22 protein-coding genes are annotated in these 24,897 nt (G+C 59.2%); 6 read left to right on the top strand and 16 right to left on the bottom strand.

Features of this window, described 5'->3' with window-relative positions:
- Positions 1 to 18: 18 nt before the first annotated feature.
- From ACED88_RS06130 to nhaA (ACED88_RS06085), 10 genes are all read right to left on the bottom strand, one after another.
- Positions 19 to 957, bottom strand: coding sequence for a DUF808 domain-containing protein (locus ACED88_RS06130; protein WP_449109074.1), 939 nt, complete (start codon positions 955 to 957; stop codon positions 19 to 21).
- A 137-nt stretch (positions 958 to 1,094) separates the two neighbouring features.
- Positions 1,095 to 2,159: an NAD(P)-dependent alcohol dehydrogenase gene (locus ACED88_RS06125; RefSeq protein ID WP_449109073.1), complete on the bottom strand. Its 1,065-nt coding sequence runs from the start codon at positions 2,157 to 2,159 to the stop codon at positions 1,095 to 1,097.
- Positions 2,160 to 2,223: 64 nt separating this feature from the next.
- On the bottom strand, positions 2,224 to 2,568 hold the full coding sequence (locus tag ACED88_RS06120; RefSeq protein ID WP_449109072.1) for a PLD nuclease N-terminal domain-containing protein: 345 nt from the start codon (positions 2,566 to 2,568) through the stop codon (positions 2,224 to 2,226).
- Positions 2,569 to 2,713: 145 nt separating this feature from the next.
- Positions 2,714 to 5,002, bottom strand: a complete 2,289-nt coding sequence (locus ACED88_RS06115) for a 5'-nucleotidase C-terminal domain-containing protein (RefSeq protein WP_449109071.1) — start codon at positions 5,000 to 5,002, stop codon at positions 2,714 to 2,716.
- A 105-nt stretch (positions 5,003 to 5,107) separates the two neighbouring features.
- Entirely contained in the window at positions 5,108 to 6,526 is a 1,419-nt protein-coding gene (locus ACED88_RS06110) for a TIGR01777 family oxidoreductase (protein ID WP_449109070.1), read from the bottom strand.
- A gap of 233 nt (positions 6,527 to 6,759) precedes the next feature.
- Positions 6,760 to 7,218 (bottom strand): hypothetical protein, encoded by a 459-nt coding sequence (locus tag ACED88_RS06105; protein WP_449109069.1) that lies wholly within the window; start codon positions 7,216 to 7,218, stop codon positions 6,760 to 6,762.
- Between the two features lie 485 nt (positions 7,219 to 7,703).
- Positions 7,704 to 9,206, bottom strand: a complete 1,503-nt coding sequence (locus ACED88_RS06100; RefSeq protein ID WP_449109068.1) for an APC family permease — start codon at positions 9,204 to 9,206, stop codon at positions 7,704 to 7,706.
- A 176-nt stretch (positions 9,207 to 9,382) separates the two neighbouring features.
- Positions 9,383 to 10,933: an alanine/glycine:cation symporter family protein gene (locus ACED88_RS06095; protein ID WP_449109067.1), complete on the bottom strand. Its 1,551-nt coding sequence runs from the start codon at positions 10,931 to 10,933 to the stop codon at positions 9,383 to 9,385.
- A gap of 308 nt (positions 10,934 to 11,241) precedes the next feature.
- Positions 11,242 to 12,600, bottom strand: a complete 1,359-nt coding sequence (gene nhaA, locus ACED88_RS06090; protein WP_449109066.1) for a Na+/H+ antiporter NhaA — start codon at positions 12,598 to 12,600, stop codon at positions 11,242 to 11,244.
- Positions 12,601 to 12,849: 249 nt separating this feature from the next.
- A complete protein-coding gene (nhaA, locus tag ACED88_RS06085; protein WP_449109065.1) occupies positions 12,850 to 14,199 on the bottom strand; it encodes a Na+/H+ antiporter NhaA in 1,350 nt (449 codons plus the stop codon).
- A gap of 415 nt (positions 14,200 to 14,614) precedes the next feature.
- Between nhaA (ACED88_RS06085) and ACED88_RS06080 the strand changes: the two genes are divergently transcribed.
- From ACED88_RS06080 to ACED88_RS06065, 4 genes are all read left to right on the top strand, one after another.
- Positions 14,615 to 15,133: a MarR family winged helix-turn-helix transcriptional regulator gene (locus ACED88_RS06080; RefSeq protein WP_237242946.1), complete on the top strand. Its 519-nt coding sequence runs from the start codon at positions 14,615 to 14,617 to the stop codon at positions 15,131 to 15,133.
- 11 nt (positions 15,134 to 15,144) lie between these two features.
- Positions 15,145 to 16,431 carry a polysaccharide deacetylase gene (locus ACED88_RS06075; protein WP_449109064.1) on the top strand — a complete coding sequence of 429 codons (1,287 nt, stop codon included), beginning with the start codon at positions 15,145 to 15,147 and terminating at the stop codon, positions 16,429 to 16,431.
- A gap of 586 nt (positions 16,432 to 17,017) precedes the next feature.
- A complete protein-coding gene (locus tag ACED88_RS06070; protein WP_449109063.1) occupies positions 17,018 to 17,650 on the top strand; it encodes a superoxide dismutase in 633 nt (210 codons plus the stop codon).
- Positions 17,651 to 17,963: 313 nt separating this feature from the next.
- On the top strand, positions 17,964 to 18,791 hold the full coding sequence (locus ACED88_RS06065; protein WP_449109062.1) for a thermonuclease family protein: 828 nt from the start codon (positions 17,964 to 17,966) through the stop codon (positions 18,789 to 18,791).
- A 96-nt stretch (positions 18,792 to 18,887) separates the two neighbouring features.
- Here the strand turns inward: ACED88_RS06065 and ACED88_RS06060 are convergent, their stop codons facing one another.
- From ACED88_RS06060 to ACED88_RS06050, 3 genes are all read right to left on the bottom strand, one after another.
- A complete protein-coding gene (locus tag ACED88_RS06060) occupies positions 18,888 to 19,709 on the bottom strand; it encodes a thermonuclease family protein (RefSeq protein ID WP_449109061.1) in 822 nt (273 codons plus the stop codon).
- A gap of 38 nt (positions 19,710 to 19,747) precedes the next feature.
- Positions 19,748 to 20,569, bottom strand: coding sequence for an NUDIX hydrolase (locus tag ACED88_RS06055; RefSeq protein WP_237199674.1), 822 nt, complete (start codon positions 20,567 to 20,569; stop codon positions 19,748 to 19,750).
- A gap of 177 nt (positions 20,570 to 20,746) precedes the next feature.
- Positions 20,747 to 21,067, bottom strand: coding sequence for a putative quinol monooxygenase (locus ACED88_RS06050; RefSeq protein ID WP_237206921.1), 321 nt, complete (start codon positions 21,065 to 21,067; stop codon positions 20,747 to 20,749).
- Between the two features lie 188 nt (positions 21,068 to 21,255).
- Between ACED88_RS06050 and ACED88_RS06045 the strand changes: the two genes are divergently transcribed.
- Both ACED88_RS06045 and ACED88_RS06040 read left to right on the top strand, forming a co-directional pair.
- On the top strand, positions 21,256 to 21,474 hold the full coding sequence (locus tag ACED88_RS06045; protein WP_449109060.1) for a helix-turn-helix transcriptional regulator: 219 nt from the start codon (positions 21,256 to 21,258) through the stop codon (positions 21,472 to 21,474).
- Positions 21,471 to 21,950: a hypothetical protein gene (locus ACED88_RS06040; RefSeq protein ID WP_449109059.1), complete on the top strand. Its 480-nt coding sequence runs from the start codon at positions 21,471 to 21,473 to the stop codon at positions 21,948 to 21,950. Before ACED88_RS06045 ends, ACED88_RS06040 begins: the two co-directional genes overlap by 4 nt.
- Before the next feature lie 96 nt (positions 21,951 to 22,046).
- Here the strand turns inward: ACED88_RS06040 and ACED88_RS06035 are convergent, their stop codons facing one another.
- The 3 genes from ACED88_RS06035 to ACED88_RS06025 form a co-directional block, all read right to left on the bottom strand.
- A complete protein-coding gene (locus ACED88_RS06035; protein ID WP_449109058.1) occupies positions 22,047 to 22,910 on the bottom strand; it encodes an anchored repeat-type ABC transporter permease subunit in 864 nt (287 codons plus the stop codon).
- 148 nt (positions 22,911 to 23,058) lie between these two features.
- A complete protein-coding gene (locus tag ACED88_RS06030) occupies positions 23,059 to 23,850 on the bottom strand; it encodes an anchored repeat-type ABC transporter ATP-binding subunit (protein ID WP_449109057.1) in 792 nt (263 codons plus the stop codon).
- Positions 23,847 to 24,884 (bottom strand): choice-of-anchor M domain-containing protein, encoded by a 1,038-nt coding sequence (locus ACED88_RS06025; RefSeq protein WP_449109056.1) that lies wholly within the window; start codon positions 24,882 to 24,884, stop codon positions 23,847 to 23,849. The genes ACED88_RS06030 and ACED88_RS06025 overlap by 4 nt, the downstream gene beginning before the upstream one ends.
- Between the last annotated feature and the right edge of the window lie 13 nt (positions 24,885 to 24,897).

Here is a 24,897-nt window from a genome sequence, read left to right as displayed (position 1 = left end):
CACGAGAAGTTACAAAGCCTAGTGGTGCTTCTTGCCGGGCAGGAAGTGGACCACAGCGGCAATAATGCCGCCCCAGATCAGGCCAATCACCATAGAGCAGAAGGTATTAATCAGCCAGGCTGCCGCTCCACCCAGAGCGGGCAGGTGGTGGCCGTACTCCTCAAGATGGTGCACGAACTGGTAGGGAGCTTCCCACCAGTGCATGTCGTAAAGGCCCAGCAGAATAATGTGGCCACCCACCCAGAGCATGGCGAAAGTACCCACGACAGAAATAACGTTCATGACCACGGGCATAGCCTTCACCAGGCCCAGGCCAAACTTCTGCGCCCCGGCAGATTCACGCTGAGCCATCGCCAGGCCGATGTCGTCCATCTTAACCAGCAGGCCCACGGCACCGTACACCAGAATGGTGATGCCGATGCCGACCACAGCCAGGATAGCGGCGCGGGACCAGAAGCCCTCAGAGGCAACCTCGTTCAGGGCAATCACCATGATCTCGGCGCTCAGAATGAAGTCGGTGCGCACAGCCCCCGAGATAATCTTCTTCTCGGCGTCCTCACCCTGCACTACGGCGGGGGCTTCTTCCTCGGCGTGCTCCTTCTTGGAGAACATCTCGATGACCTTTTCGGCACCCTCAAAGCAGAGGTAGGTGCCGCCCAGCATGAGCAGGGGGGTGAGCATCCAGGGCAGGTACTGGCTCAGCAGCAGGGCTGCAGGAAGAATGAAGACCAGCTTGTTGCGCAGGGAGCCCATCGCAATTTTCTTGATGATGGGCAGCTCGCGCTTGGGTTCGATATTGCGTACGTACTGCGGGGTGACGGCGGCGTCGTCCACCACCACACCGGCTGCCTTCACGCTGGCGCGGCCAGCTGCCGCTGCTACGTCGTCCACGCTGGCGGCTGCCAGCTTGGCGAGAGCCGCTACGTCATCTAAGAGAGCCGCTAAACCACCGGCCATAGAAATCTCCTCGGGGAACAAATAGGTTTGTGTTGTTCCTAAGAATACTGCCCGGCGGCCCCGGGCGCGCTAAGACCCCGCGCACACTTTGGTGGGCGGGGCCCTAGTTACCTCAAGATGAGGACGCCGGCGGTCGGCTAGGCGCTGACCTCAGCGCTGTCGAAAGTTGCGGTATCGATCACCACGCGGAACTGGACGTCGCCGGCGACAACGCGCTCGTAGGCGGCATCGACCTCGTCCACGCCGATCTTCTCAATCACTGCGCCGATACCGTGCTCGGCGCAGAAGTCCAGCATCTCCTGGGTCTCAGGAATACCGCCGATGTTGTTGCCGGTGAGTACCTTGCCGCCCCCAATTAGGCGGTTCATGTGAATCTCCAGGGCCTCCGGGGGCAGGCCAACAACCGAGAGAATGCCGCGGGGCTTGAGCAGACCCAGGTAGGCGTCCAGGCTGATGGGGGCTGAGATGGTGTTGAGAATCAGGTCGAACTCACCGCGGTGGTCGGTGAAGAAGTTCTCATCGGTGGTTGCCAGAGTGCGGGCGGCACCCAGCTTGGCGGCGGCGTCCGCCTTCTTCAGGCTGCGGGAGAGCACAGTGACCTCAGCGCCCATAGCGGCAGCAATCTGCACGCCCATGTGCCCCAGGCCACCCAGGCCCATCACGGCTACCTTCATGCCGGGCTTAACGCCCCAGCGGGCCAGGGGTGAGTAGGTGGTGATACCGGCGCAGAGCAGGGGCGCTGCCACGTCGAAATCCAGGGCGTCGGGAATGCGCAGAACGAAGCGCTCATTGACGGTGACCTTCTGGGCGTAGCCGCCCTGGGTGATGGTGCCGTCCACGTCCTTGGAATTGTAGGTGCCCACAGAGCCGTTCAGGCAGTTATTCTCGAAGCCAGCGGCGCACTGCTCGCACTCGCCGCAGGAGTTGACCAGGCAGCCAACGCCCACGCGGTCGCCCACCTTGAACTTGGTGACGGCAGACCCAACAGCCTCAACAGTACCCGCGATCTCGTGGCCTACAGCCAGGGGGAAGTGGGCTTCGCCCCACTCGTTGTGGATGGTGTGAATGTCGGAGTGGCAGATACCGGCTGCCTCAATCTTGATGACGACATCGTCCTCGCGGGGGTCACGACGCTCGATTTCGGTGATCTTGAAGGGCTGGTCAGGGCCAAATTTTTGCAGGGCTTTGACGGTGATAGGCATAGAGTCTCCTGAATGAGGTGGTGCTGTCACCTTTCACTCTACGCCTGCCCGCTTCTTGCGCTACCTACTGCGCGGCCGGTTCGCTCTCAGAGTGAGCGCTGGCGGACTCAGCCAGTTCGCGCCGGTCAGCGCGCATGCGCAGCCAGTAGGCTAGGGGGCCAACGATAGGGATAAAAAGAGTGAAGAGCAGCCACTTGAGCTTCTGGATTTCACTGAGGTGGGGCTGGCGGTGCACGGTGAGCACGCAGAAAATGGCCAGGCCCATGGCAAGAAAGAGTAGGGGGTAGAAGAACCAGCCGAAGAGGCTGAGCTGGGTTCCGGTTTCTTCAGCGGCGCGGACGCCCGCCGCAAGTAGGCCTGTAAGGGATAGGACGGGGGCGGAAAAGACATCGAGGGGCATAGTGTCCATGGTAGCGGTCAGAGCAGAGAGAAAGGGACCAGATTACTCCCATAGTCCTTGTACACAACGCATACAATTCAGAGTAATCTGGTCCCTTTATGAGGGCAGACTAGGTGTTCACCGTTCTAGGGCGTGGAGCCTGCGGTGTAAACCTCTAGGCCTTGCGGCGGCGGTTAGCTACCAGGGCAGCGCCACCGGCAAACAGGGTCAGGGCGCCCGCGCCAGCAATCATAGAGGCGGTGAAACCGGTGTTAGCGAGTGAGCTGCCGGTCGAAGAGGAAGAGCTACTTGACTCCTGGCGTGAAGAGCCGGCATTGCTGATGTCGCTGCTGTCGGAGCTGGGAGCCACGGTGGGCTCAGCGGTCGGCTCAGCAGAGGGAGCGGCGGTGGGCTGCTCGGAGGGAGCTACAGTCGGTTCCTCAGAAGGTGCCGCAGTGGGCTCCTCGGAGGGTGCGGGGGTGGGTTCAGCAATCTCACCGGTGAAGTTCGCAGAGAGGCGGACGGTGGTGCCAGCAACGCCGGTCGCATCGGTCAGCACAATCTCGTGAGTGCCGTTGGTGACGCCCTTACCTGCCAGGTCCAGGGAAACTGCCGCGGTGCCGTCCTCAGCAACAGCGACGGTACCAACCTCAACGCCGCCCACGGTAACCTTCAGCTCGGTCAGAGCGGGCACACCGTAGCTGCGGACGTTCAGGTCAGACAGGGAGAATGTCAGGGTGCCGTTGACGTCGTAGCTCTCAGCCAGATCTGCCACGCGCACAGCCTGCTTGGCGAAGTTGGGGTCAACGGTGCCAGCGTTCTTGAAGTAAGAAACGAAAGCGTCTGAATCTACTAGGGCGGTGTCCTTGGCGTTGGCGCCCTGGGAGAGGGTGCCGAAGTTATCGCCGCCGCCCAGCAGGAAGCTGGGGATAGCGACGGTGTAGGTGTCGGCGTCCTCAACCTTTGTGCCGTTGACGTACACATCGAGCACGTTGGAGCCGCGGGTTGCGTAGCCCTCAGCGTCGGGGGAGCCGGTGTAGGTGTAGGTGATGTTCGATGAGAAGCCCAGCTGCAGGTAGGGGCGGGTTGCCATCTCGCCTGCTGAGTTCTGCTGCCACTGCTCTTCGAGCACGGTCTTGAGCTGGGCGCCGGTGAGTTCGGTGGTCCAGAGGTTGTTGGCGAAGGGGGTCACGTTGACGATGTCCATGACGCGCACGTTCTTGTTGACAGCCAGACCCAGTGAGGTGCGCAGGCCGCCGGGCAGCTCATCGCGCAGGCCGCCGGGGTTGACGATACCGATGTCGGCGGGGGTGCGGCCGGTGGAGTTAGCGGCAGCCAGGTACATGTCGGCAACCAGGTGGCCCATGGTGGACTCGTAGTTGCGCATGTCAAAGCCGCCCTGGGTCTCCTTGGTGGAGTCAAAACCGGTGGTGATGGGGGCGCTGACCTGGCCCGCCACAACAGAACCCTGCTCGGTGGCGTAGGCGTTAGCGTCGGTGATGATGGTGTTGACGTTTGCCAGCACGGGGTCGGCTGCAATTTCTTCAGCGGTGGGGGCGCTCATGCGCTTGACCAGCTCGGAGGAGTAGGCGGTGACGTTCTTGTCGGCGTCCAGGGTCAGCACAACCTTGCCCAGGTTATCGCCGTAGTTGCCGGTCTGAATAACGGGGCGGGTCTTGCCAGCCTGGCCGGGAACCGCGCCGTCAATAACGTATTCGGCGTGGGTGTGGCCGGTGAAAATAGCGTCTACAGCGGCGCTGGTCTGGTTGATGATAGCGTCTGACTCGGGGGCTGAGGTGTCTACGCCCTCGTGGTACTCAGCGATGATGACGTCGGCCTCGCCGTTGCTCGCATCGCCGTCGGAGAGCTGCGCGGCGTACTTGTTCACGGCCTCAATGGGGTCGCTGAACTGCACGGACGCCAGCGCTGACGGGTCGGTCAGCTGCGGGGTCTCGGTGGTGACAGCACCAATGACGGCCACGGTAGTGCCGTTAACCTCGGTGGTGTAGTAGGGTTCCAGGGCGGGGGTGCCGTCAGCCTTCAGGACGTTGGCGCCCAGGTAGGTGAAAGAGGACGCGGGGATGATGCGGTTAACCAGGTCATCCATGCCGGCATCGAACTCATGGTTACCCACAGCGCTGGCAGAAAGGCCCAGGGCGTTCAGGTAGTCCAGGGTGGGCTGGTCCTTCTGAACGCTGGAAACGTAGAGTGAGGCGCCCACGTTATCGCCAGCAGACAGCAGCAGGGAGCCATCGGTGGCAGCCGCGCGCTCGGTCTGGATGGTGTTGGCCAGGCCCATAGCGATGCTGGTGGAAATACGACCGTGGAAGTCGTTAATGTTCAGCAGGGTCAGGGTGGTGGTATCGGCTGCACCTGCACCCGGAACGGGGGCAACAACCAGGGCAACAACGGTTGCGCCACTTGCAGCCAGGCCAGCAAGACGGCGGGAGAGAGAAGAAGACATGCTAATCTTTCGCTCGGTGAATGATGATGTGTGTCATTCAACAGAATAGCCCGCTCCGTGCCGTCTTACCGGTGTTTACAGTGACATTTCGGTAAACAAAGAGCTCTACCGGGTGAGCTCGTGAGCCAGAGCCCGCTCCAATTCCGGCTCAAAGAAAACGTAGCCACTAGCCAAGAGCTTATCGGCACTGGCCCGCTGGCTCGCCAGCGCTAATTCCTTCACTCCCTCCTGCCCCAGCACCAGAGCAGGCACAGCAGGCGGAATAGGGAGCAGGACGGGGCGGCGCAGCACCCTACCCACCGTCTTTGCCAGGGCCTTCGCCGTTACCGGCGTGGGAGCCACCGCGTTCACCGGCCCTTCTAACTTTTCAGTGAGAACAGCGTGCATGTAGATACCGGCAATATCGTCCAGGCTGATCCAGCTCTGCATCTGCTTACCTGAACCAATCCAACCACCGGTCCCGCTCAAGAAGGCCGGAAGCTGCAGGCGCAACATGCCACCCAGGGCAGACTGCACCAGGCCGGTACGCACGTTCACTACTCGAAGTCCAGCCTCGCGGGCAGGCTCACAGGCAGCCTCCCATGCCTGGCACACCTCCGCCAAGAAGCCACGCCCGGCGCTATCTTCTTCAGTGAGCACCTCATTACCCCGGTCAGCACCGTAGAACCCCACCGCCGAAGCGCAGACGAAAACCCGCGGGGCAGCGTCCGCACCCCTCTGTTGCACAAGCTCAGCTAGAGTTGTTGCCAGCAGGGTTGTGGACTCAACACGGGAATCAAGAATCTTCTGCTTATTCTCTTCGGTAAACCGCTGGTTGATGCTGGCCCCGCCCAGGTGGATGACGGCGTCCGCACCCTCAAAAGCGGCAGCATCGATCTTGCCGGCAGAAGGGTCCCAGCGGAACTCGTGCTCCGCCTCGGGAGCGCGACGCACCAGCGTGCGCACCGTATGCCCACCACCGGTCAGCAGGGCAACCACCTGACGGCCAACCATGCCCGATGCGCCCGCAACCACTACCGTCAGAGGGTCACTTTCATAGCGCTGCTGGAAATCAAGATCAGCGCGGATACGGCGCTTGCGGGCAGCAAAAACCTTCTCAAGCTGTTTCTGAGCAGCCACCTGAGCCAGTCGCTCGGCGCTAGCCGCCACCTTTTCTACGGGTGTAGGGGTTGTGGGGAGCACCCTAAAAGTAATATTGTCACGCACCACCGTATCGCCCGGGGTGGGCAGGAAATCGTGGGTGTGCTCCCAGGCCGAAAGGGGGCCGCGGGCCAGCTCATCGGTAAAGGAATCGGCGGACGCCCGAGTGTGGCGAGCTGCCCACGGCAGGGTCAGCAGGCCCGAGGTCAGCGGCAGGGCCACCCGGGTATGAGTGGTACTTCCCGGTTCCTGAGGACTGCCCTCCTCAACCACCGACCCAGCCCAGTGAGGGGTCGCCCGGGTCAGGGCACCCGGGCGCATAAACCAGGTGCGCACAGTTTCTTCGGCGTAGGGGTAGGCGGCGGTGTAGGTAAAGTCAGCCATGGGAGCCCTCCTGGGATCAAAGGAATTTTAAGCAACCTTACCTTTTGGGAGGGGTAATGCGCAGCAGGCACGCGCGATTGATAGAAAAGAAAGCCGACCTAGAGACCTATTCATTAAGGTGGGTGGAGCAGGCTCACAGCGAAGCTGCTGGCTCGGCGGCTGGCGTGAATCGCCTTGTGAGCGAAGCGAACCAGGCGAGAGGGTCGGCAGCGAGCGTGAGCCTGCGGAACCCCTTAGATAGCCAGAGCGGTTAGTTTCGCCTCCACAGCCTCAATCAGCTCAGCCAGCGTGGTGATGTAATACTTCTCAGCCAGGGTCACCGCATTCTCACCCGGCAGGCCATCCGTAGCGAAAGACCCTAGGCCAAAACTAGCCCCGGCACCAAAGCTGCTGGGTGCAGGGGTCTGGCTGCCGGCGTCCTGGCCAAACACACCCGCCCCAAAAGCGGACGACGGCGTGCTCGCCGCCTCGCGAGTCAGCGTGTAGCCGTAGGCCGTGGAATCGGCATAGCTGATGTTGAGCACGTACTCCACCTGCACGCCGTCCTCGGTGCGCTCCACCGACAGGTCGGCATCGTCAAGGAACTCGCCGTCTAGCTCCAGGCCGCCGTTATATTCCAGAGCCCAACCAAACTTGCGGGCCAACGCAAAAGCGGTCTCTTTAATCTGGGTGTGCTGCGGGTCAATAGCCACTGGCTCTCCTTGCCGAGGCGGGTGTTTCGTATCTACTGTACTTCGGAGTCAAAGAATTCGTATCTACTGTACTTCGGAGTCAAAGAAAGGGATAAAGAGAAGTGGAGACGAGCCCTTCCCAGGGGGCCCGCCTCCACTTCGGTTTACTGCCCACACCCCTGCGGGCAGCTATCAGAGACGATAAATTTGAAACACACTCATACTCTGAATCGCAGGTCTGTCAGCCCAAACTCTTCCAGACCTACTACACCAAGTATGACATTCCAACCTCTGCAAAACCTGAGATTCTGTAGGTATAAAAGGGGATAAAAACCGGGCAGGTGTAGAACCTTGCCCCTGTTTGGGGTCTGGCAAGGTGAAACAAAACCACCCCTCAATAGTGCAAATTTTATCTATCTGTAAAAAATTACTAGACCTTCATGGCGTGTTGACCTCCATGTCACACGTTTGACCGCTGATAGAGAGGGCATGGTGGCACGGGTGGCTTACTTTACCTCGTCGAGGTCAGCAGATTCAGGTACCTTCACCCGGGTATCCATGTTCAGGGTATCGCCCCGGAAGAAGGGTTTGAACTCGTCACGGCCCATCAGCAGTGCCATCAGGCCAAAGCCAATCACAAACGAGGCAACCGCCGTAACGAACACACCGCTGGTGCCCAGCATCTGGGTGTAGCCATACTCAGGGTCAGCCATGTTGTAGAGCGAAATAACGAGAATACCCGTCATCATCAGACCACCGGTTGCCGGAATAACCAGCCGGAACACCACGTTGCGGGCGCTAGTGAAAATATCACCTCGGTAGTACTTGATACAGGCAAACGACGTCACCGCGTAGTACAGGGCCACAGCCACACTGGCGGCCTCAATTGTATCGGCCAGCATGTTCTCGCTGATGTAGGTCATGCCCGCGTAGAAAAGAGCCGAACATACACCCATATAAATAGTGGAAGTCTTAGGGGTCTTGAACTTGGGGTGCACATCGCCGAACTTAGCCGGGATTGACCGGTAGATAGCCATCGCAAAAATGCCGCGGGACGAAGGCAGAATCGTGGTCTGGCAGGTCGCCAGGGCAGATACAGCCACCGCCAGAATGATGACCCACCCCCAGGAGCCCAGGGCGGCGTCCTTAAAGGGGGCGAAAACGTCGTCCGAATTATCGGGGTTAGCCAGGCCGATCCCACCCGACCCAGCGCCCGCGTACATCAGGGCCACCACGGTCACAAACACATAGGTGACCACCAAAATAGAGCTGGAAAGGACGGCCGCGCGCCCCGGGGTGCGGTGCGGATCCTTGGTTTCCTCAGCGATCGCCAGGCAGGTGTCCCAGCCCCAGTAGATGAAAATAGCAATCAGCACGGCCTGAATCATGCCGTCAAAACTAGCCTCAAAGGGGTTAAACCAGTTAGCTTCAAACGCAAAGCCCGCCACCGCGCCTGACGCCAGGGAGTTAAAAACACCTAGCGCCAACAGCACAATCGCCACATACTGAATACCAACCAGCAGCCACTGGGTTAGTGAACCAGCCTCAATATTGCGGTAGGAAATCCAGGTGGTTAGGGCAATTACCAGAACGCCGGTTGCCACAATGACGTGCTTGTTGTGGGCCAGATCGTCCTGCCCCAGCAGCAGCCAAAAATAGATCGCCGCAATCTGGGTCTGATTAGCCATAGCAATCACGCCCGCCACGATAACGCCCCAGCCAGAAATCCAGCCGGTCTTCGGCCCAAAAGCCTTAGCACCCCAGGTGAAGACCGTACCCGAATCCGGCACCGCCTCGTTTAGCTCCTTATAGGAGAGCGCCGTCAGGAGCATCGGGATAAAGCCCAAAATTAGGGCTATCGGGGCTTGATAGCCCACAGCTATCACGATGAAGCCGATAGAGGCAGCCAGTGAGTACATGGGGGCGGTTGACGCAACCCCGATGACGGTTGAAGAAGCTAGCCCCAGGCGCCCTGCGGCGAGGCCTTTATGGCGGAAGTCGTTGGTCATTGTCGCTAAAGATCATCCTCTGCGGTGGGGCGGGCGTAAGTAGCCTGCCCCGGTGGCGGTTAAGAACAGCTTTCAGTATAGGGGTTTAAAACCAGGACGCCGCCGCTCACCATCCCTGCCAAGGGGCAGGGTGGCGGGCGGCAGCGTCCTAACGGAATAGCTACCCGAAGGGTGAACTACTTGCCGCGGGCGGCGCGCTTTTCAGCCTGCTCGCGGTCGAAGTTCTCCCAGTATTCGCGCTGGGTGAGCTCATCGGTGCCGTCCCAGGCGTCCAGGTTCTTAATCTCAGGTAGATCAGAGGCCTGGAAAATCGGTTCGAGACCGGCCTTACGCTGGGCCTCGTAGTTGCGGAGCACCTTCATGACCTTAGGCATCAGCAGGCAGACCGCGGTCAGGTTGACGATGACCATGCCGCCGTTGAGTAAGTCGGCGAGGTTCCACAGCAGATCCAGTGAAGCGATGGCACCGAAGAACACGAACAGAATCACGATGACGCGGAAGATGTTCATGGGCAGGTGCTTCTCGGTGACGAAGCGGACATTGGACTCGCCGTAGTAGTAGTTACCGATGATGGATGAGAAGGCGAAGAGGGCAATCGCCACGGTCAGGAAGTGAACCGCCCAGGGACCCAGGTGGGTTGAGAGTGCAGTCTGGGTGAGGGTGCTCGACATGTCTCTGTTGCCGTAGGGGATGTCGCCGGCTACCAGCACGATAAAGGCGGTGACGGAGCAGACCAGCATGGTGTCGAAGTAGACGCCCAGAGCCTGCACGAAGCCCTGCTTGGCGGGGTGGGAGACGGACGCGGTCGCACCGGCGTTAGGTGCGGTACCCATGCCGGCCTCATTGGAGAGCAGGCCGCGGCGCATGCCCTGGGTAATCACACCGATGAGGGTGCCGGTCACGAACTCTTCCAGACCGAAAGCACCGGCGAAGATAGCCCCCAGTACAGCGGGAACCTCACCCAGGTTCATTGCAACAATGATCAGACCCAGAATCAGGTAGAGAACTGCCATGAAGGGAACCAGGATCTCGGTGACCGAGGAAATGGTGCGGATGCCGCCGAAGATAATAAAGCCCGCAATGACCGCGATGATAATACCGAGGGTGACGCGGAAGCCCATGCCGTTGGTACCGCTGATGTCAACGCCGAAGGAGCCAGCTGCCGCACCCACGATGGAGTTGGTCTGCACAGCCACGAACACGAAGGCGTAGGTGATCACGATGAAGGCAACGAAGATGAGACCCAACCAGCGAGCGTTGAGGCCGCGGGCCATGTAGTAGGCAGGACCGCCGATGTAGGAGTCCTCACCTTTGCGCTTGTAGAGCTGACCCAGCAGGGACTCTGCAAAGGCGGATGCTGCACCGATGGAGGCGATGACCCACATCCAGAAGACAGCGCCGGGACCACCCAGGATGATAGCCATAGCAACGCCGACGATATTACCCACACCCACGCGGGAGGCGGCCGAAACTGTAAAGGCGCGGAAGGCTGAGATGCTCTTCTTGCCGTTGTACTCGGTACCTGCCGGATCCTTGAGGGTGCGGAACATTTCGCCAATCAGGCGGAACTGAACGCCTCGTGTTGCGATGGTGATGCCCAGACCTACGGCTACCAGAGCGTACATGAGGAAGTAGGCCCAGAGCGTGTCTGAGATGCCGGTGATAACCTCGGTTGCTCCAGCGGTGGATTCGTTAATCCAGTTCACTGCGTTGAGCAGAGTATCCATGTGTACTCCAAATCGTTAAAAGGGCGGACCTGCCCGGGGTATGGGTGGGCGCGGTTGCACCTTGGTGGGGCGCCTTAGCTGCGGCACGGTGGGCAGTAAGGGCGGAGAATCACCGGCGCTAGGGCGGTGAACACTAGGGGTAATTCTCACAGCTCGGTTGCGTTTGTGCAAAACATGTCTACTGTGATGTTGCCGTTTCGTGCACCGCTTTAAACGGATAGGTACCATCTGGCTCGGAAAAACCCAGCTGGTTGGTGGGTTTTTCTGAGTTAGATGGCACCTACCCTGCGAGATGGGGCGGACGGACGCTAGGCGCCGGGGCGGGGTGCGTCCGTGTTGTCGGTGAAGACGTCGGGGATGCCGTCCTCGTTCTCGTCCACGCTTTCCTTCAGCGCAATCTGCTTGTAGTGCTTGTTGCGGATCGACAGGATTATTGCGCCTAAGACCGCTGCGATAACCGAGCCGATCATAATACCGATTTTGGCGTCCTCGGTGTGCAGGGAGCCTGACTCGAAGGAGAGCTCGGCGACCAGCATGGAAACGGTGAAGCCGATACCGCCGGTGACGGCTAGGCCGATCACGTCAATCCACTTGATATCGGAGTCTAGGTTCACGCCGCGGAAGCGGGTAATGAGCCAGGTGGTGCCGGTAATGCCAACGGTTTTACCCAGCACCAGGCCGACCATAATACCGATAGCAACGGAATCTGCCAGGGCGGTTTTGAGGCCGTCCCAGCCGCCAACGGCTACACCGGCGGAGAAGAAGGCGAAGACGGGGACGCAGAAGCCGGTGGAGAGCGGACGAAGGCGGTGCTCCAGGGTCTCAGCCAGGGAGGCGTGGGCGTCGGCCTGCTTAGCCTGGACGGTCATGCGCACGGGCACGCAGAAGCCCAGGATGACGCCCGCGATGGTGGCGTGAATACCAGATTCCAGGAAGAGGGCCCAGGTGATAAGGCCCAGGGGCAGCAGGATTACCCAGGCCGCCCACTTGTGGTCGTGGAACAGTTTTTCGTGTTTGTGGGTCAGCCAGAAATATAGCCCGATGGGAATAATAGAAACAATCAGGTACCAGGCGTGGAAATTGCTGGTGTAAAAGAGGGCGATAATGACGATGGCAATCAGGTCATCGACCACAGCCAGGGTCAGCAGGAAGGTGCGCAGGGCCGCGGGCAGGAAGGTGCCCACACCGGCCAGGACGGCCACCGCGAAAGCGATATCGGTAGCGGCGGGAATAGCCCAGCCGTGCACAGCGGTCTCATTGCCGTGGTTGATGGCGAAATAGATAATAGCCGGGGTCATGGCACCGCCGAAGGCCGCCGCGATGGGGACGACGGCTTTACCCGGGTCACGCAGGTCGCCCACCACGAACTCTTTTTTGAGTTCTAGGCCGGTGAGGAAGAAGAAGACCGTGAGCAGGCCGTCAGCGGCCCACAGGTGCACGTTCATCATCAGATGGCTGAAGCCGGGAATGTTCAAGCCCAGCTCGGTATCGCGCACACTCTCGTAGAAATGTGCGGCTTGGGAGTTAGCCAGAATAACGGCGAGCACGGTGGCGGCGAGCAGAATAAAACCACCCACCGATTCCTTGCGCATAATCTCTGAGACGCGGCTGGTCTCGGCGTACGATCCGCGGGAAAAGAGCGGGTCCTTGTGAGGCGTCTGGGTCATGCCTCTCCTTAGGTCGGGTGTGTCTTCGCTTGCTTCAGGTTCCATTATGCTCCTTTAGCCCAGCTAATGCCGGAATCTGAGATGCAGAACTGCACACTGGCGTCCGCCCCGTTTGAAAAGCCTCCGCGCACCTGTCCCGCACACAAGGGGACCGCACAACCCAAAAGGGACCGCAAATTATGCGGTCCCTTTGAGGAAATAAGGTCCCCTTGAGGTAGCGGGGGCGGATGCTAGGCGCCGGGGCGGATGCTAGGCGCCGGGGCGGGGTGCGTCCGTATTGTCGGTGAAGACGTCGGGGATGCCGTCCTGGTTTTCGTCCACAGTCTCCTTGAGCGCAACCTGCTTGTAGTGCTTGTTGCGGATCGACAGGATGATGGCACCGAGCAGGGCGGCGGTGACCGAGGCGGTCAGAATCGCGACCTTAGCGGCGTCGTTGTAGTCGGAGCCCAGGCCGAAGGACAGCTCGGCAATCAGCAGGGAGACAGTGAAGCCGATGCCGGCCAGGGTGGCCACGCCGATGACGTCAATCCAGGCGATATCGGGGTCGAGGTTGGCACGACGCAGGCGGGTAATGAGCCAGGTGGAGACAGTAATACCAATCATCTTGCCGAAAATCAGGGCCAGAATGATGCCGTAAGCAATCGGCTCGGTGACCGCGTCAACGAAGCCCTGGAAGCCGCCGATAGCGACGCCCGCTGAGAAGAAGGCGAAGACGGGCACACAGAAACCTGCGGAGAAGGGGCGCACGCGGTGCTCCATGACCTCGGCCAGGCCGTGGTGGGCGTCCGCTGCTTCGGTGCGCTTGTTCTTGCGCACGGGAATCATGAAGGCCAGGATAACGCCAGCAATTGTGGCGTGAATACCCGAGTTCAGGAAGAGCACCCAGACCACAAACCCGATGGGCAGCAGGATAAACCAGGACGCAGCCGGGGAGAGGTGGAAGAGCTTCTCACCCTTGCGGGCAACCAGGGCGTAGAGGGCAATGGGAATGATGGAGAGGGCCAGGAAGCCGATCTTCAGGTCTGAGGTGTAGAAGAGGGCGATGATGGTGATGGCGATCAGGTCATCGACCACAGCCAGGGTCAGCAGGAAGGTACGCAGGGCTGAAGGTAGGTGGGAGCCGATAACAGCGAGGACGGCCACCGCGAAGGCGATATCGGTTGCTGCAGGAATAGCCCAGCCCCCCAGCGCCTCAGAACTGCTGTTGAGGTTGACCAGCACGTAGATAATGGCGGGCAGGGCAACACCGCCGGCTGCAGCCACGATAGGAACGAGGGCCTTGCCGGGATTGCGCAGGTCGCCCTCGACAAATTCCTTTTTGAGTTCCAGACCGACCAGGAAGAAGAAGACCGCTAGCAGGCCGTCGGCTGCCCAGTGACCGATGGAGAGTTTAAGGTGCAGGCCCCAGAAGTCTGCGCCCAGGTAGGTGTCGCGCAGGCCGAAGTAGTGCTCGGCGGCGGCTGAGTTAGCAAAAACGAGGGCGAGGACGGTGGCAACCAGCAGGATGATGCCGCCGGTGGATTCCTTGGAGAGAATCTCTGAAATGCGCTGGGATTCCTTGTAGGATCCGCGCGATAGGACGGTGTTTTCTGATGACATAAACGCTCTTTGAGGTCGATGAGTAACGATAAACCGCCTACTCACCACACGCTTCTGAAGGGGGGATTGGTGCGGACGCCTGTAGCGCCGCGGGAGCCTACCTTCAGGTGGGGCTGCGGTGAGTTGGGCGGGCCGACCAGTCTTCCCGGCACACCTTAGTAATCCAGCTTATCAAATGGATGGAGTGGAGAGGAACTAAATGACGTGAATAGGTTTTGGGAGCGAGCCATGCTAACAAACAGGGCCGGTGGAGGGTGCTCCATCAACTCTCAGGGGTAAAATTAGCGCTAAATAATCTATATTTTTCGTAAATCGCCTCAACACGGCTGCACCAGAAGCAGAAACCCTTTCGAAAGAAACTTAGACTAGGTATAGACAACCCCCACTTTTGCCTACAGTACCGACCAGAGGAACCATGAGCGAAGAAACCCCTGTAGCTGCTAACCAGAGCACCCGATGGCTGAACGAAGAAGAGCGCGAAGGCTGGCTCTTTATCTCCTCTATCATGTTTAACCTGCCCGGTCAGCTTGAAAGCCAGCTGCAGAAGGACTCGGGCCTTAGCTTTGTTGAGTACATGGTGCTGGCTATGCTCTCAGAATCTCCCCAGCACAAGCTCACCATGACAGATCTGGCCCGGCAGACCAACACCCTGTTGCCCCGTCTTTCACGGGTGGTCACCCGACTTGAAAAAGACAACTTTGTTGAGCGTAGCATCTGGGAAAAAGACCGCCGCGTCTCTATCTGCCACCTGCTCCCTGGCGGTCTGGCTAAGGTGCAGGAGGCTGCCCCCGGTCATGTCGAAGCTGTGCGACGTATTATTTTTGATCAGCTCAACGCTCGCCAGGTGAAGTCCTTAGCTAAAATCGGTGAATCAGTACTGGGGGATAAGCCCAGTACGGTCATCAACGTCTCGAATGTAGCCTCTCTCGACTAGGTGTTTTCCCCGTGCTTTCCGCGACCTTTTCTACTCGTTTGATGACCTCAGTTGCTGCCTCTGCGCTGGTGTTGGCTACTTTCTCTGGCTGCGGTGACTCAGGCTCACAGACAGCGGCGGAGCATAACAGCTCTGCCAGCAGCGCATCACCCTCTATCAACCCCGAAGAAGCAGCGCTGAAGACCGCAACGACCCTAGCTGCTTCGTATGATTACGCTGAGGCGCTTGCTGCATTAGAGGGTTTCTCGGGTGAGAGCATTGACCGTGCCCGCTCTGAAATTAGCGCCGCTCGTGATGCCGCTGTCCTATGGGAAGATAACTCAAAAATTGCGCATGTTTTTGTGCATTCGCTGATTGTCGATACGTCTTTGGCGTATGACGGAGACTATGAGTCGACAGGCTATGACGACTATATGGTGAGCATCGAAGAGTTCGAGGCTATTCTGGAGCAGCTGTATGCCAACGACTACGTGCTGATTAACCCCGAATACATCTCTCAGTCTGTCAACGGCGAGATGACCTACCAGGATATCTACCTACCTGCCGGTAAAAAGCCCCTGGTTCTCTCCCAGGACGACCCCAACTACTACGAATATATGGAGGGCGACGGTTTTGCTACTAACCTCACCCTGAATGAGGATGGGCAGGTAAAGGCTACCTACGTTCACCCGGACGGGCGTGAGGAGGTTGGCGACTTTGATATGGTTCCTATCGTTGACCGGTTTGTAGAGGAACACCCCGATTTCTCATACCGGGGTTCTAAGGGAGTTCTGGCAGTAACCGGGTATAACGGAGTCTTTGGTTACCGCACTTCAGAGATCGCCTACCCAGATTCCACCACCAGGGAAGCCGATATTCAGAAGGCTACCGATGTTTCGGAAGCTCTCAAGGCAGATGGGTGGCGTATCGCCTCCCACTCATGGGGGCACCCGGGCTACGGCGATATTAACCCTGCGGCTCTAGCTGAGGACGCCCGCAAGTGGGATACAGAGGTTCGCCCGATTGTAGGGGACACGAACCTGCTGATTTACCCCTTCGGGTCAGATATCGCGGGGGTAGAACAGTACGCAGGGCCCAAGTGGGAGACTCTTTCAGGTTACGGATTCGATACCTACTTTAACGTTGATGCCTCGACCGTAGGGTGGGGTCAGCTTTACCCCGAATATCACCGCCAGGCCCGTATCAACCTTGACGGTATCCGCTTCAAGTATGCTTTGGACGGCAAGGAAGATATTTTGAATGAGATTCTGTCTGTTGAGGAAGTGGTGGACTACAACCGTCCTAGCCTGCAGGGTTAGTGTGAGAGGTTCTATGCACAGTACTTATCCACAGCTATAAGTCTGGATTATCTAGTAAGAGATGCCCCGGTCAGCCTGTTTAGGCGACCGGGGCATCTTTTATCCCCACCTGTGGATAACTCTGTGAACAATATCCACTTAAAACGTGGAAAACTCTGTACCCTGTGGGTAAAAGTCCAGTATCCACCGAGTTAAAGTGCCCCAAAACCCTGTTTTCCACAGCACTTATCCACACCCGTGGATAAGTGACACCGATGTTATTTTCGAACAACACCGGTGTATTTTCGAACTTTTCACCCGCCAATCACCCCGTTTTACCCCCAGGTCTCTCGAACATTTTCGAAACTCCCACCCGTGTAATTCGAATATCCCCAGTTTTATCCCCACCTGTGGATAACTTTCCCCACTCTTAAGTGGAAAACTGTGGAGAACCTGCCCCGGGCGTCCGCCTGCCCCGTTTCAGGCCATTTTGCCCACGGCTAAACAAGGGGACTTATCAAGTAACCTCTCGTGACCTCGCGCGCCCCAGTGTGTAGAGTTAAACCCAGAAAGACCCAGAGAAGGGCCTTCGACGAAAGGAATGACCATGTCAGAAAAGTACGTTCTCCCCGAACTCGACTACGACTACGCAGCCCTCGAGCCCCACATCTCAGCCCGCATCATGGAGCTGCACCACTCCAAGCACCACGCCACCTACGTTGGCGGCGCTAACACCGCCCTGGAGAAGATGGAAGAAGCCCGCGAAAAGGGCGACTTCGCCAACATCGGCAAGCTCTCCAAGGACCTAGCCTTCAACCTGGGCGGCCACACCAACCACTCCATCTTCTGGAAGAACCTCTCCCCCGAGGGCGGCGACAAGCCCGTCGGTGAACTGGCAGCAGCTATCGACAACGACTTCGGCTCCTTCGACGACTTCCGCGCCCACTTCGAAAACGTAGCCCTCACCATCCAGGGCTCCGGCTGGGCCATCCTGGCCTGGGACACCGTCGGTAAGCGCCTCGTCATCGAGCAGCTCTACGACCAGCAGGGCAACATCTCCGTCGCCCTGATCCCCGTCCTGCAGCTCGACATGTGGGAGCACGCCTTCTACCTCGACTACCAGAACGTCAAGGGCGACTACGTCAAGGCCTTCTGGAACATCGTTAACTGGGAAGACGTCGCAGCCCGCTTCGACCGCGCAGTCTCCCAGACCAAGGGCCTCGTCATTCCCGAAGCCTAAACCCCTCACGCCCCGCGTGTAGAGATAAAGCCGGGTGCCGGCGTCCTTCTCAGCAGAGCGGACGCCGGCACCCGGCTTTTAAGGGCACAACCTGGGGCTGTAATACTGGCAGGTCAACCACTGGGGCACCTAGTATGGTGAGCAACACAAAGGAGTAAATCTATGCGCCCTGCCCGCATTTTTGCACCCGCCACTCTCACGGTCGGTGTGTTCACCCTCACCGCTTGCGGCCTCTTTGGCAATGCTGCTGAGCCTGCCAGCACCGCCACCCCCCAGCGCGACAGATGAAACTTCGGTAGCCCGCGTCCTTCGCGTGATCGACGCCGACACCCTCAGTATGGAGCGCGATGGAACCACCATCACCGTGGACCTACTTGGCCTCGTCACCCCGCAGGCTAAACACGAAAACGAAGACATGCGCTGCCTGGCCCCCGAAGCCGCTGACTACCTGGCCAAGCTTCTTCCCATCGGCTCGCCCGTCACCCTCACCTACGACGAGGCCCTCGGGGCGGGTGAAACCAGCCAGCCCGACCCGTCCGTAAGCCCCACCATCACCGTCAAAGCCGCAGTCACCCTCCCCGACGGGCGCATGCTCAACACCGAAATGGCCCGGGCAGGGTTCGGCGTGGCTATTCCCGAAGGCGGCTCCACCCTTTACGACACCATCAGTGCAGCCCAAGACCAGGCCGACCAGCAGCAGGCAGGTATCTACAGCCGAACCATTGACTGCACCCTCCCTGCCCGTCTCAATTCAACCCTCACCAGTATAAATAACGCTCAGGGAATAGATCTCAAGGAGCCCCTAGAAGCCGCCGACTCTCTCACCCGCCGCCTAGAAGAATACGAAACTGCCAGCGACCTGCCCCTGCTCTCAACCGTCGCCCAAACCCAGTCCGTCAAAACCCTGCGCGACGCCCTCGTCCGCGCCCGCGACAGCAAACGCATCGTCTACAACCTGGCAGAAGAAGCCGAACGAGAAAGACTAGAACGCGAAAAAGCAGAAAAGGACGCCAAGGGCGAGCCCCCGGCTGAAGCTAGCCAGCCGCCAGCTCCCGAACCCACCTCAGCCAACCCGGACAACACCCACCCGGGCGATACACCTCACCCCGAAGACCCGGAAAGCCCTACTTCAACCCCCTAAATTCACCCACCAGACCAAACACAAGGACGCCGCCCCTCGCCCTCCTGCCTACAGGCACGGAGGTGAGGGACGGCGTCCGCTACGTTCAACCGTTGTCTAGGAACCCGGGCGTACCGGAGTAGCCTCGGCCTCAGCCTTCTTCTGCTGGTTCACGCTGGTACCATTCGACGGGTAGAAATCGTCGCCTAGGAGTGATCGGAGCTCACTCAGCTGTGCCTTTACGGCATCTAAGGTCACAATCGACCCTACCCATTGGGCAGGTGCTTTAGTCTGCTCTTCTAAGTCCTTGTATACAGCAGAGGCATCACGGTAGATAGCTTGGCGTTCGTTTTCACGTTGCTTTTGCTCTAGCGGTGCTTCAGCTGATGTGTCTACTTCCCAGTTCTTAGCGTCCTCTACAACTGTCTTTTGTGCCTGGATTTGTGCGGGAATCGTGCACTCGATATCCCTGGAGTATAGGCCGATACCTTCGTTGGCGGCGTCCTGCTGGGCCTGAGAAATCTCGCCGTAGAACTTGTCTGCGTTAGTGGTAAACGTGGTAGTAACCATGCCGGCCCGCGCCATATCCCGGTTGATAAAAGCATCACCCGTATACACCGCAGCCTCAACATAGCCGGTTGCCCCGCGCTGGGACTCATCAAAATTCAGAGTCACCTGGCTACCCTCGGGCAGCTTCTCCGAAAGAAGAGCCTTGGACTCATCGATGAGACAAGTGCTTGATAAAGCAACGCCATTGCTCGAAGGAGCCGCGGTGTTGATTAACCGAACTTCTTTCTCAACTCCATCGATATTGGCGGTAAATGTGTTAGCGGACTCCACGGAAACTACAGTGGCGGTCATGCCATCGGTGTATGTAATGGTGGGGTTCGCTTCAGGGGTTGCTTCTGTGGATGAGCCGCATGCAGATAAAGCGAGCACAGTGACTGCTACTAAGGGCGCTAGGCGCTTCATAAATTTTATTTCCCCTGTTCGGCATGATAGGCGGCCTCGCGGTACATGCCCAGAGGGCCCTGGTCCGCAAAGGCGCGCGAGTGGTTGTAGCGGTAAAGGCGCGGCGGGCGGTGGCGGGTGCCCTCAACACGCTTACCTGTATCAATAATAGACTTGGACGCCGCAATCTGGCGGCGGAAGTTCGCCGGGTCAAGCGCCCGACCCAAAATCGCCTCGTAGACCTCACGCAGCTGGGCGAGCGTAAACTCCTCACCCAAGAAGGAGTGGGCGATACGGGAGTATTCCACCTTATTCTGCAGGCGGTAGAGGGCGTATTCAACGATCTCGTTGTGGTCAAAGGCCAGGATAGGGAGCTCGTCAATCGGGAACCAGCGGATGTTCTCGTGCACGCGGGTGCGGTTCACCTCGGTTTGGGGAATCGACGCCCAGTAAATCACCGACACCACCCGCTCATGCTTATCTTCCTCAGCAGGAACAGGCAGAGAGCCACCCTCACGCATAATCTTGTAATCCGGGGTGCGGTGCACATCGCCAAAAGCATAGAGCTGCTCAAGATACCCCGGCACCAGGCCGGTCGCCCGCTGAAGGGTATAACCAGCCGCCTCTTCAAGCGACATGTCGGGCTGAAGAGGGCCACCCGGCAGAGCCCACTGGCCCTTATAGGGCTCACGCAAGCGACGCACCAGAGGCAGCCACAGCGAATGGTGAGACTCGCCCTCCTTGCGGCGCAGAGCCAAAATCACGGTAGAAACAGCAAGCGAAACCGACGTATGGTCAGCATCAAGATGCTCATCGTGGTGGGCCTGGGCGGCATTCGGCAAAGTCATATGGCTCCCCGGTCGTAGGCAGTAAAACTCAGGACGCCCCACGGCGACCTCTACACCCATTCTAGTCAATCGGTCAAGAGATAACCCCAGCCCAACACCCCGGGCACAAGCCCGAGAACAAAAACAAGGACGCCGGTGGGCAACTACCTGCCCACCGGCGTCCGGGTGCGGAGCAAGCTACGAAATTTTCAGCTCTCCCATTTCATCCCAGTCATTGCCGTCGATCGTGCGAGAAATAATCTTGGGAGTTTCGGTCAGCCAGGGCTTCATGGCTTCTAGCCCCTTGGCGAAGTGGTCCGACTCTACGTGAGCTGCCGCGGCGTCGTCCTCAAAAGCCTCAACGAGAACAACCTCGTTGGGGTCTTCCACGCTCAGTGACCACTCAAACCACTTGTTGCCCGGCTCAGCGCGGGTGGCCTCGGTAAACTCGCGGGTAGCGGCCAAAAAGCCCTCGCGGTCGCCGTCCTTAACCTGGTACTTCACAACAATGAAAATCATGTTTTCTCCCAATGTGTACTTACTTCTCAACTTCATCCTAGGCAGAGCAGGCGTACCTTGTCAGCAATTAAGTTATGAGCGATGTCTACGAGCGGAAGAGAAATTTTCTTTGCTGAATGATAATTTTTCATTCCTTAATGTAAAAAATAGTTTACACTTAACGGAGGTTGACACGTTGGAGTTCACATATGACAACAGAAGCCACAACCAATATGGTTCGGAAATTTAGGCGATGGCAAGAAATCTCGCAGGCGGACCTTGCGACCCGCGTCGGTGTTTCAAGGCAAACAATCGCAAATATTGAGAAGGGTAACTACTCCCCATCGGTGCATCTTGCTTTAGCAATTTGCCGGGTTTTGGGGAGGACAGTAGAAGAGGTCTTTGACCCTGAAATGGAGGATTCATGAGTTTTAACGAAAAAATTTTGAACGACTACGACGAATCAGTGGATGACGAGTACGAACGTGAGGTGTTGTACAGGGCAACTGCGATTTCTTACGCCTGGACTATGAACCTGATGTTTGTGGCGTCTGCTGTTCTAGCTTGGGTATTGCCTGGGATGTATTCGATGTGGGCAGTAATGCCTATGGGGGTACTAATTTTCGCTATGGCGGTGAGGGATTCATGGTTGCGTAAACGTGTGCCATCCCCCCGTCCGACACAGCACTCCTTATGGAAGCTTCTGACGGTCATCGTATCGGCCATGGTCGTGGGTGGTATTTGCTGGAATACCTTAGACGTCGTGGACCATGATTTTTCTCGCGGGCTACTGGTTGGAGGCGTTATTGGAATAGTGGTGTTTTTGGTCCTAGCAAGTAAAATTTCTGCTCATCAACGCCATAGAGATCGCGAACGTCTCGACGCTCAGCTAGGTGAAGATTAAACAGGCTCCTGCTTGGGGCTAGTGCTTACCATTTATGCAGAGGGCAGACTCCCCGTCAAAAAATGCCCCCGGAAAAGTGCACGTGCCCGTCACCTTTTAACGGGAAGTTGCACTTTTCAGGGGGAAGCGGCCGTGAAGTACCCGACTGACCGCCCAGCAGAGCAGGAACCCGGCAATCATGGTCAGCACGATGACGCCGCCGGTGGGCAGGTTAAAGGCCCAGGACAGGTAGAGGCCCACGGTGGACGTCACCGCCCCGAAGGCCGGTGCAAAGACCATCATGCGCCCCAGGGTAGAGCAGAGCAGCCGGGCGCTCGCCGCCGGAACCACCAGCAGGGCCAACACCAGCACATTGCCCAGGGTCTGAAGGGAAATCACAACAGACACGGTGACCACCACGTAGAGCAAAATATCCAGGGCCAGCACCGGCAGGCCCGCAGCCTTGGCACTCTCCTTATCAAGCGATACGGCCACAATTTCCTTATGGAAGAGCCCCAGTACAAGGGCCAGCACCGCTGCAATTACTGCCGCCTGGGCCACGTCCGCGTTTGAAATGCCCACGATGGAACCGAACAAAAAGTCCTGCACTGACCCCGAATACCCCGGGGCCAGGGAGATGATGGTGATACCCAGGGCGAAGGACCCGGCAAAGAAAATACCGATAACCGAGTCCTCCTTGAGCTTCTGGTTCTGGCTGAAAATTGCCACCAAAATCGCGGTAATCACGCCTGCCACTAGGCCGCCCACAATAAGGGAGCCGCCTAACACGAAGGCGATGGCCAGGCCGGGGAAGACCGAGTGGGCCACGGCGTCACCGATAAAAACCATGCCGCGCATGACCACATGGCAGCCCACCAGCCCGGTAATTAGGGAGGCCAGGACGACCGCTGCCAGCGCTCGCGCCAGGAATGCCAGGTTGGGGTTGAAAAGGTCTTGAATAAATTCGTAGGGAGTAATCATGTGTTTGTATCGGTGGGGAATCTAGAGATGAATCGTACGAGGCGCTCAGGACGCCCCCGAAAGCCGACTGGCTGGGGCTGGCATGAATTGCGTGTGAGCGCTAGCGAACCCGCAAGAAGGTTAGTCGGCGCGGGGGCGTCCTGAGTGCCTAACTTATATGCTTGGCATCCCTCTCACACCCTTCGTGCTGGCCGTGCAGGAAGGCGTAGAGTTCTTCGATGCTGTGCTGCTGGGCGGGGGCGTCCACAGCGAGGGTGCCGCGCACGCCGATAATGCGAGAGCACCAGGTGCGGGCGGCGACCATGTCGTGGGTGGACATCAGGATGGTCATACCCTCGGCGGCTAGCGACCGGTAGAGGCGGTTGAGGGAGTCCTGGGTGGGGGCGTCTACGCCGGTGAAGGGTTCATCCAGCAGTAGGAGCCTGGGGGCGGACGCCAGCGCCCGAGCCAGCAGGACTCGCTGCTTTTGCCCGCCGGAGAGTTCGCCCACAGGGCGGTCTTTGAGGTCGGTGAGTTCGGCCTTCTCAAGGGCTGAGTAGACGGCCTGCCAGTCGGCGCGGCCGGGGCGACGGAACCAGCCGATGGCGCGGGTGCGCCCGCTCATGACGGCGTTTTCGACGGTGATAGGGAAGTCCCACTGGAAGAGGTGCTTTTGAGGCACGTAGCCAATGTGGGCGCGGGCTTTGAGGGGCGGCTCGCCGAGAATATCGATGCGCCCTTTACCGGTGGGTACAAGCCCGAGCAGGGAGCGCAGCAGGGTGGTTTTGCCTGCGCCGTTTGCCCCGATGAGCCCGACGAATTCGCCGGGGTGCAGGGTTAGGTTGAGGCCGGTGAGGACGGGCCGCCCCGGGTAGCCTGCGTGCAGGTCGGTGATGGTGACGGTGGGGGCGGACGCCGCTGCGCCGGTTTCTCGCACGGGGGCAGGAGAGGCGGTGGTCATGCGCGGCCCCCGGTGGACTGCTCGAAGGCTTCAGCCTTAGCGGCTGCGGAACGACGGGCTAGGAGAACACCACCGACGATGAGGGCCAGAAGTAGCGCGCCACCACCGGCCATGAGGCCAACCGGCAGGGTTGAGTCGCTGTTCTCTGCTTCACTGCTGGTGCTTGAATCGCCAACCGTCGCAGTGGAGGTCGCCTCGGTTGCCTGGGCGCTCGCGTCCTGGCCTGCTCCCTGACTCTCGCCCCCTGAGTTGCCCTCGTCAACTGCACCGAGGGCGTCCGCCCCGGCAAAGACCTGCTCGTTGGTCACTGCCGATCCGACGGCGAAGAGCAGGCGGGCGGTGTCGCTGACGACGGTGCCGTCGGCCAGTTCAGCGTGGGCTCGCACGGTCAGGTAGTAGGCGCCGGGGGCGGTGAAGACCCAGTTGGCGTGGGTGTGTACGTTGGGTTCAACGAAGATGTCCTGGGGGTCGGTGCTGTCGGAGGTCCACAGCACCTCCGGCGCTCCGAAGGTGCCGTTTTCCAGGTACATGGAGAACCCGCCGGGGCCCTCTACCGCCTCAAGGGTGAAGGTGACGCCGCGGCCCAGGCGTTCCACCACCTGGGGGTTCTGGGTGTTCCAGCCGGGCCAGACCACCCCGGCCAGCTCGGTCTGTGGAATCACGTAGACCTGCTCCCCGGCGGCAGCCTGCACAAAGGAGTAGCGGGGGTCGTCAGGCACGGCCATCATGGCGGTGTCATCGCCGCGCAGCACCACGTCGGCAGGGTCGCGCCAAACCGGCTCGGCAGTTGAATCGTCGCGGAACATAAGCTCCCAGGAGCCCTCAACAAATGCCGGGCCCATATCGACGTGCCCGGCAGCAATCTCGTGCTGGCCGCTGACGACCGGCTCGTCGGGTGAGAGGGTCTGTTCCAGGGCGCGCTCTTCGGCGCTCTTGTTCTCTTCGGCCGCGTAGGCTGCGGGGGTCAGTGCGGACGCCGGCACCAGCAGGGCTGCCAGGGCCAGGGCGGTAGTGAATCGGGGAGAGATTTTCATGGAGATCCTTGGG

Source organism: Rothia sp. 11273D007AR, from assembly GCF_053547255.1.
The sequence above is the reverse complement of the archived record's forward strand: the minus strand, read 5'-3'. Positions and strand labels throughout refer to the sequence as shown.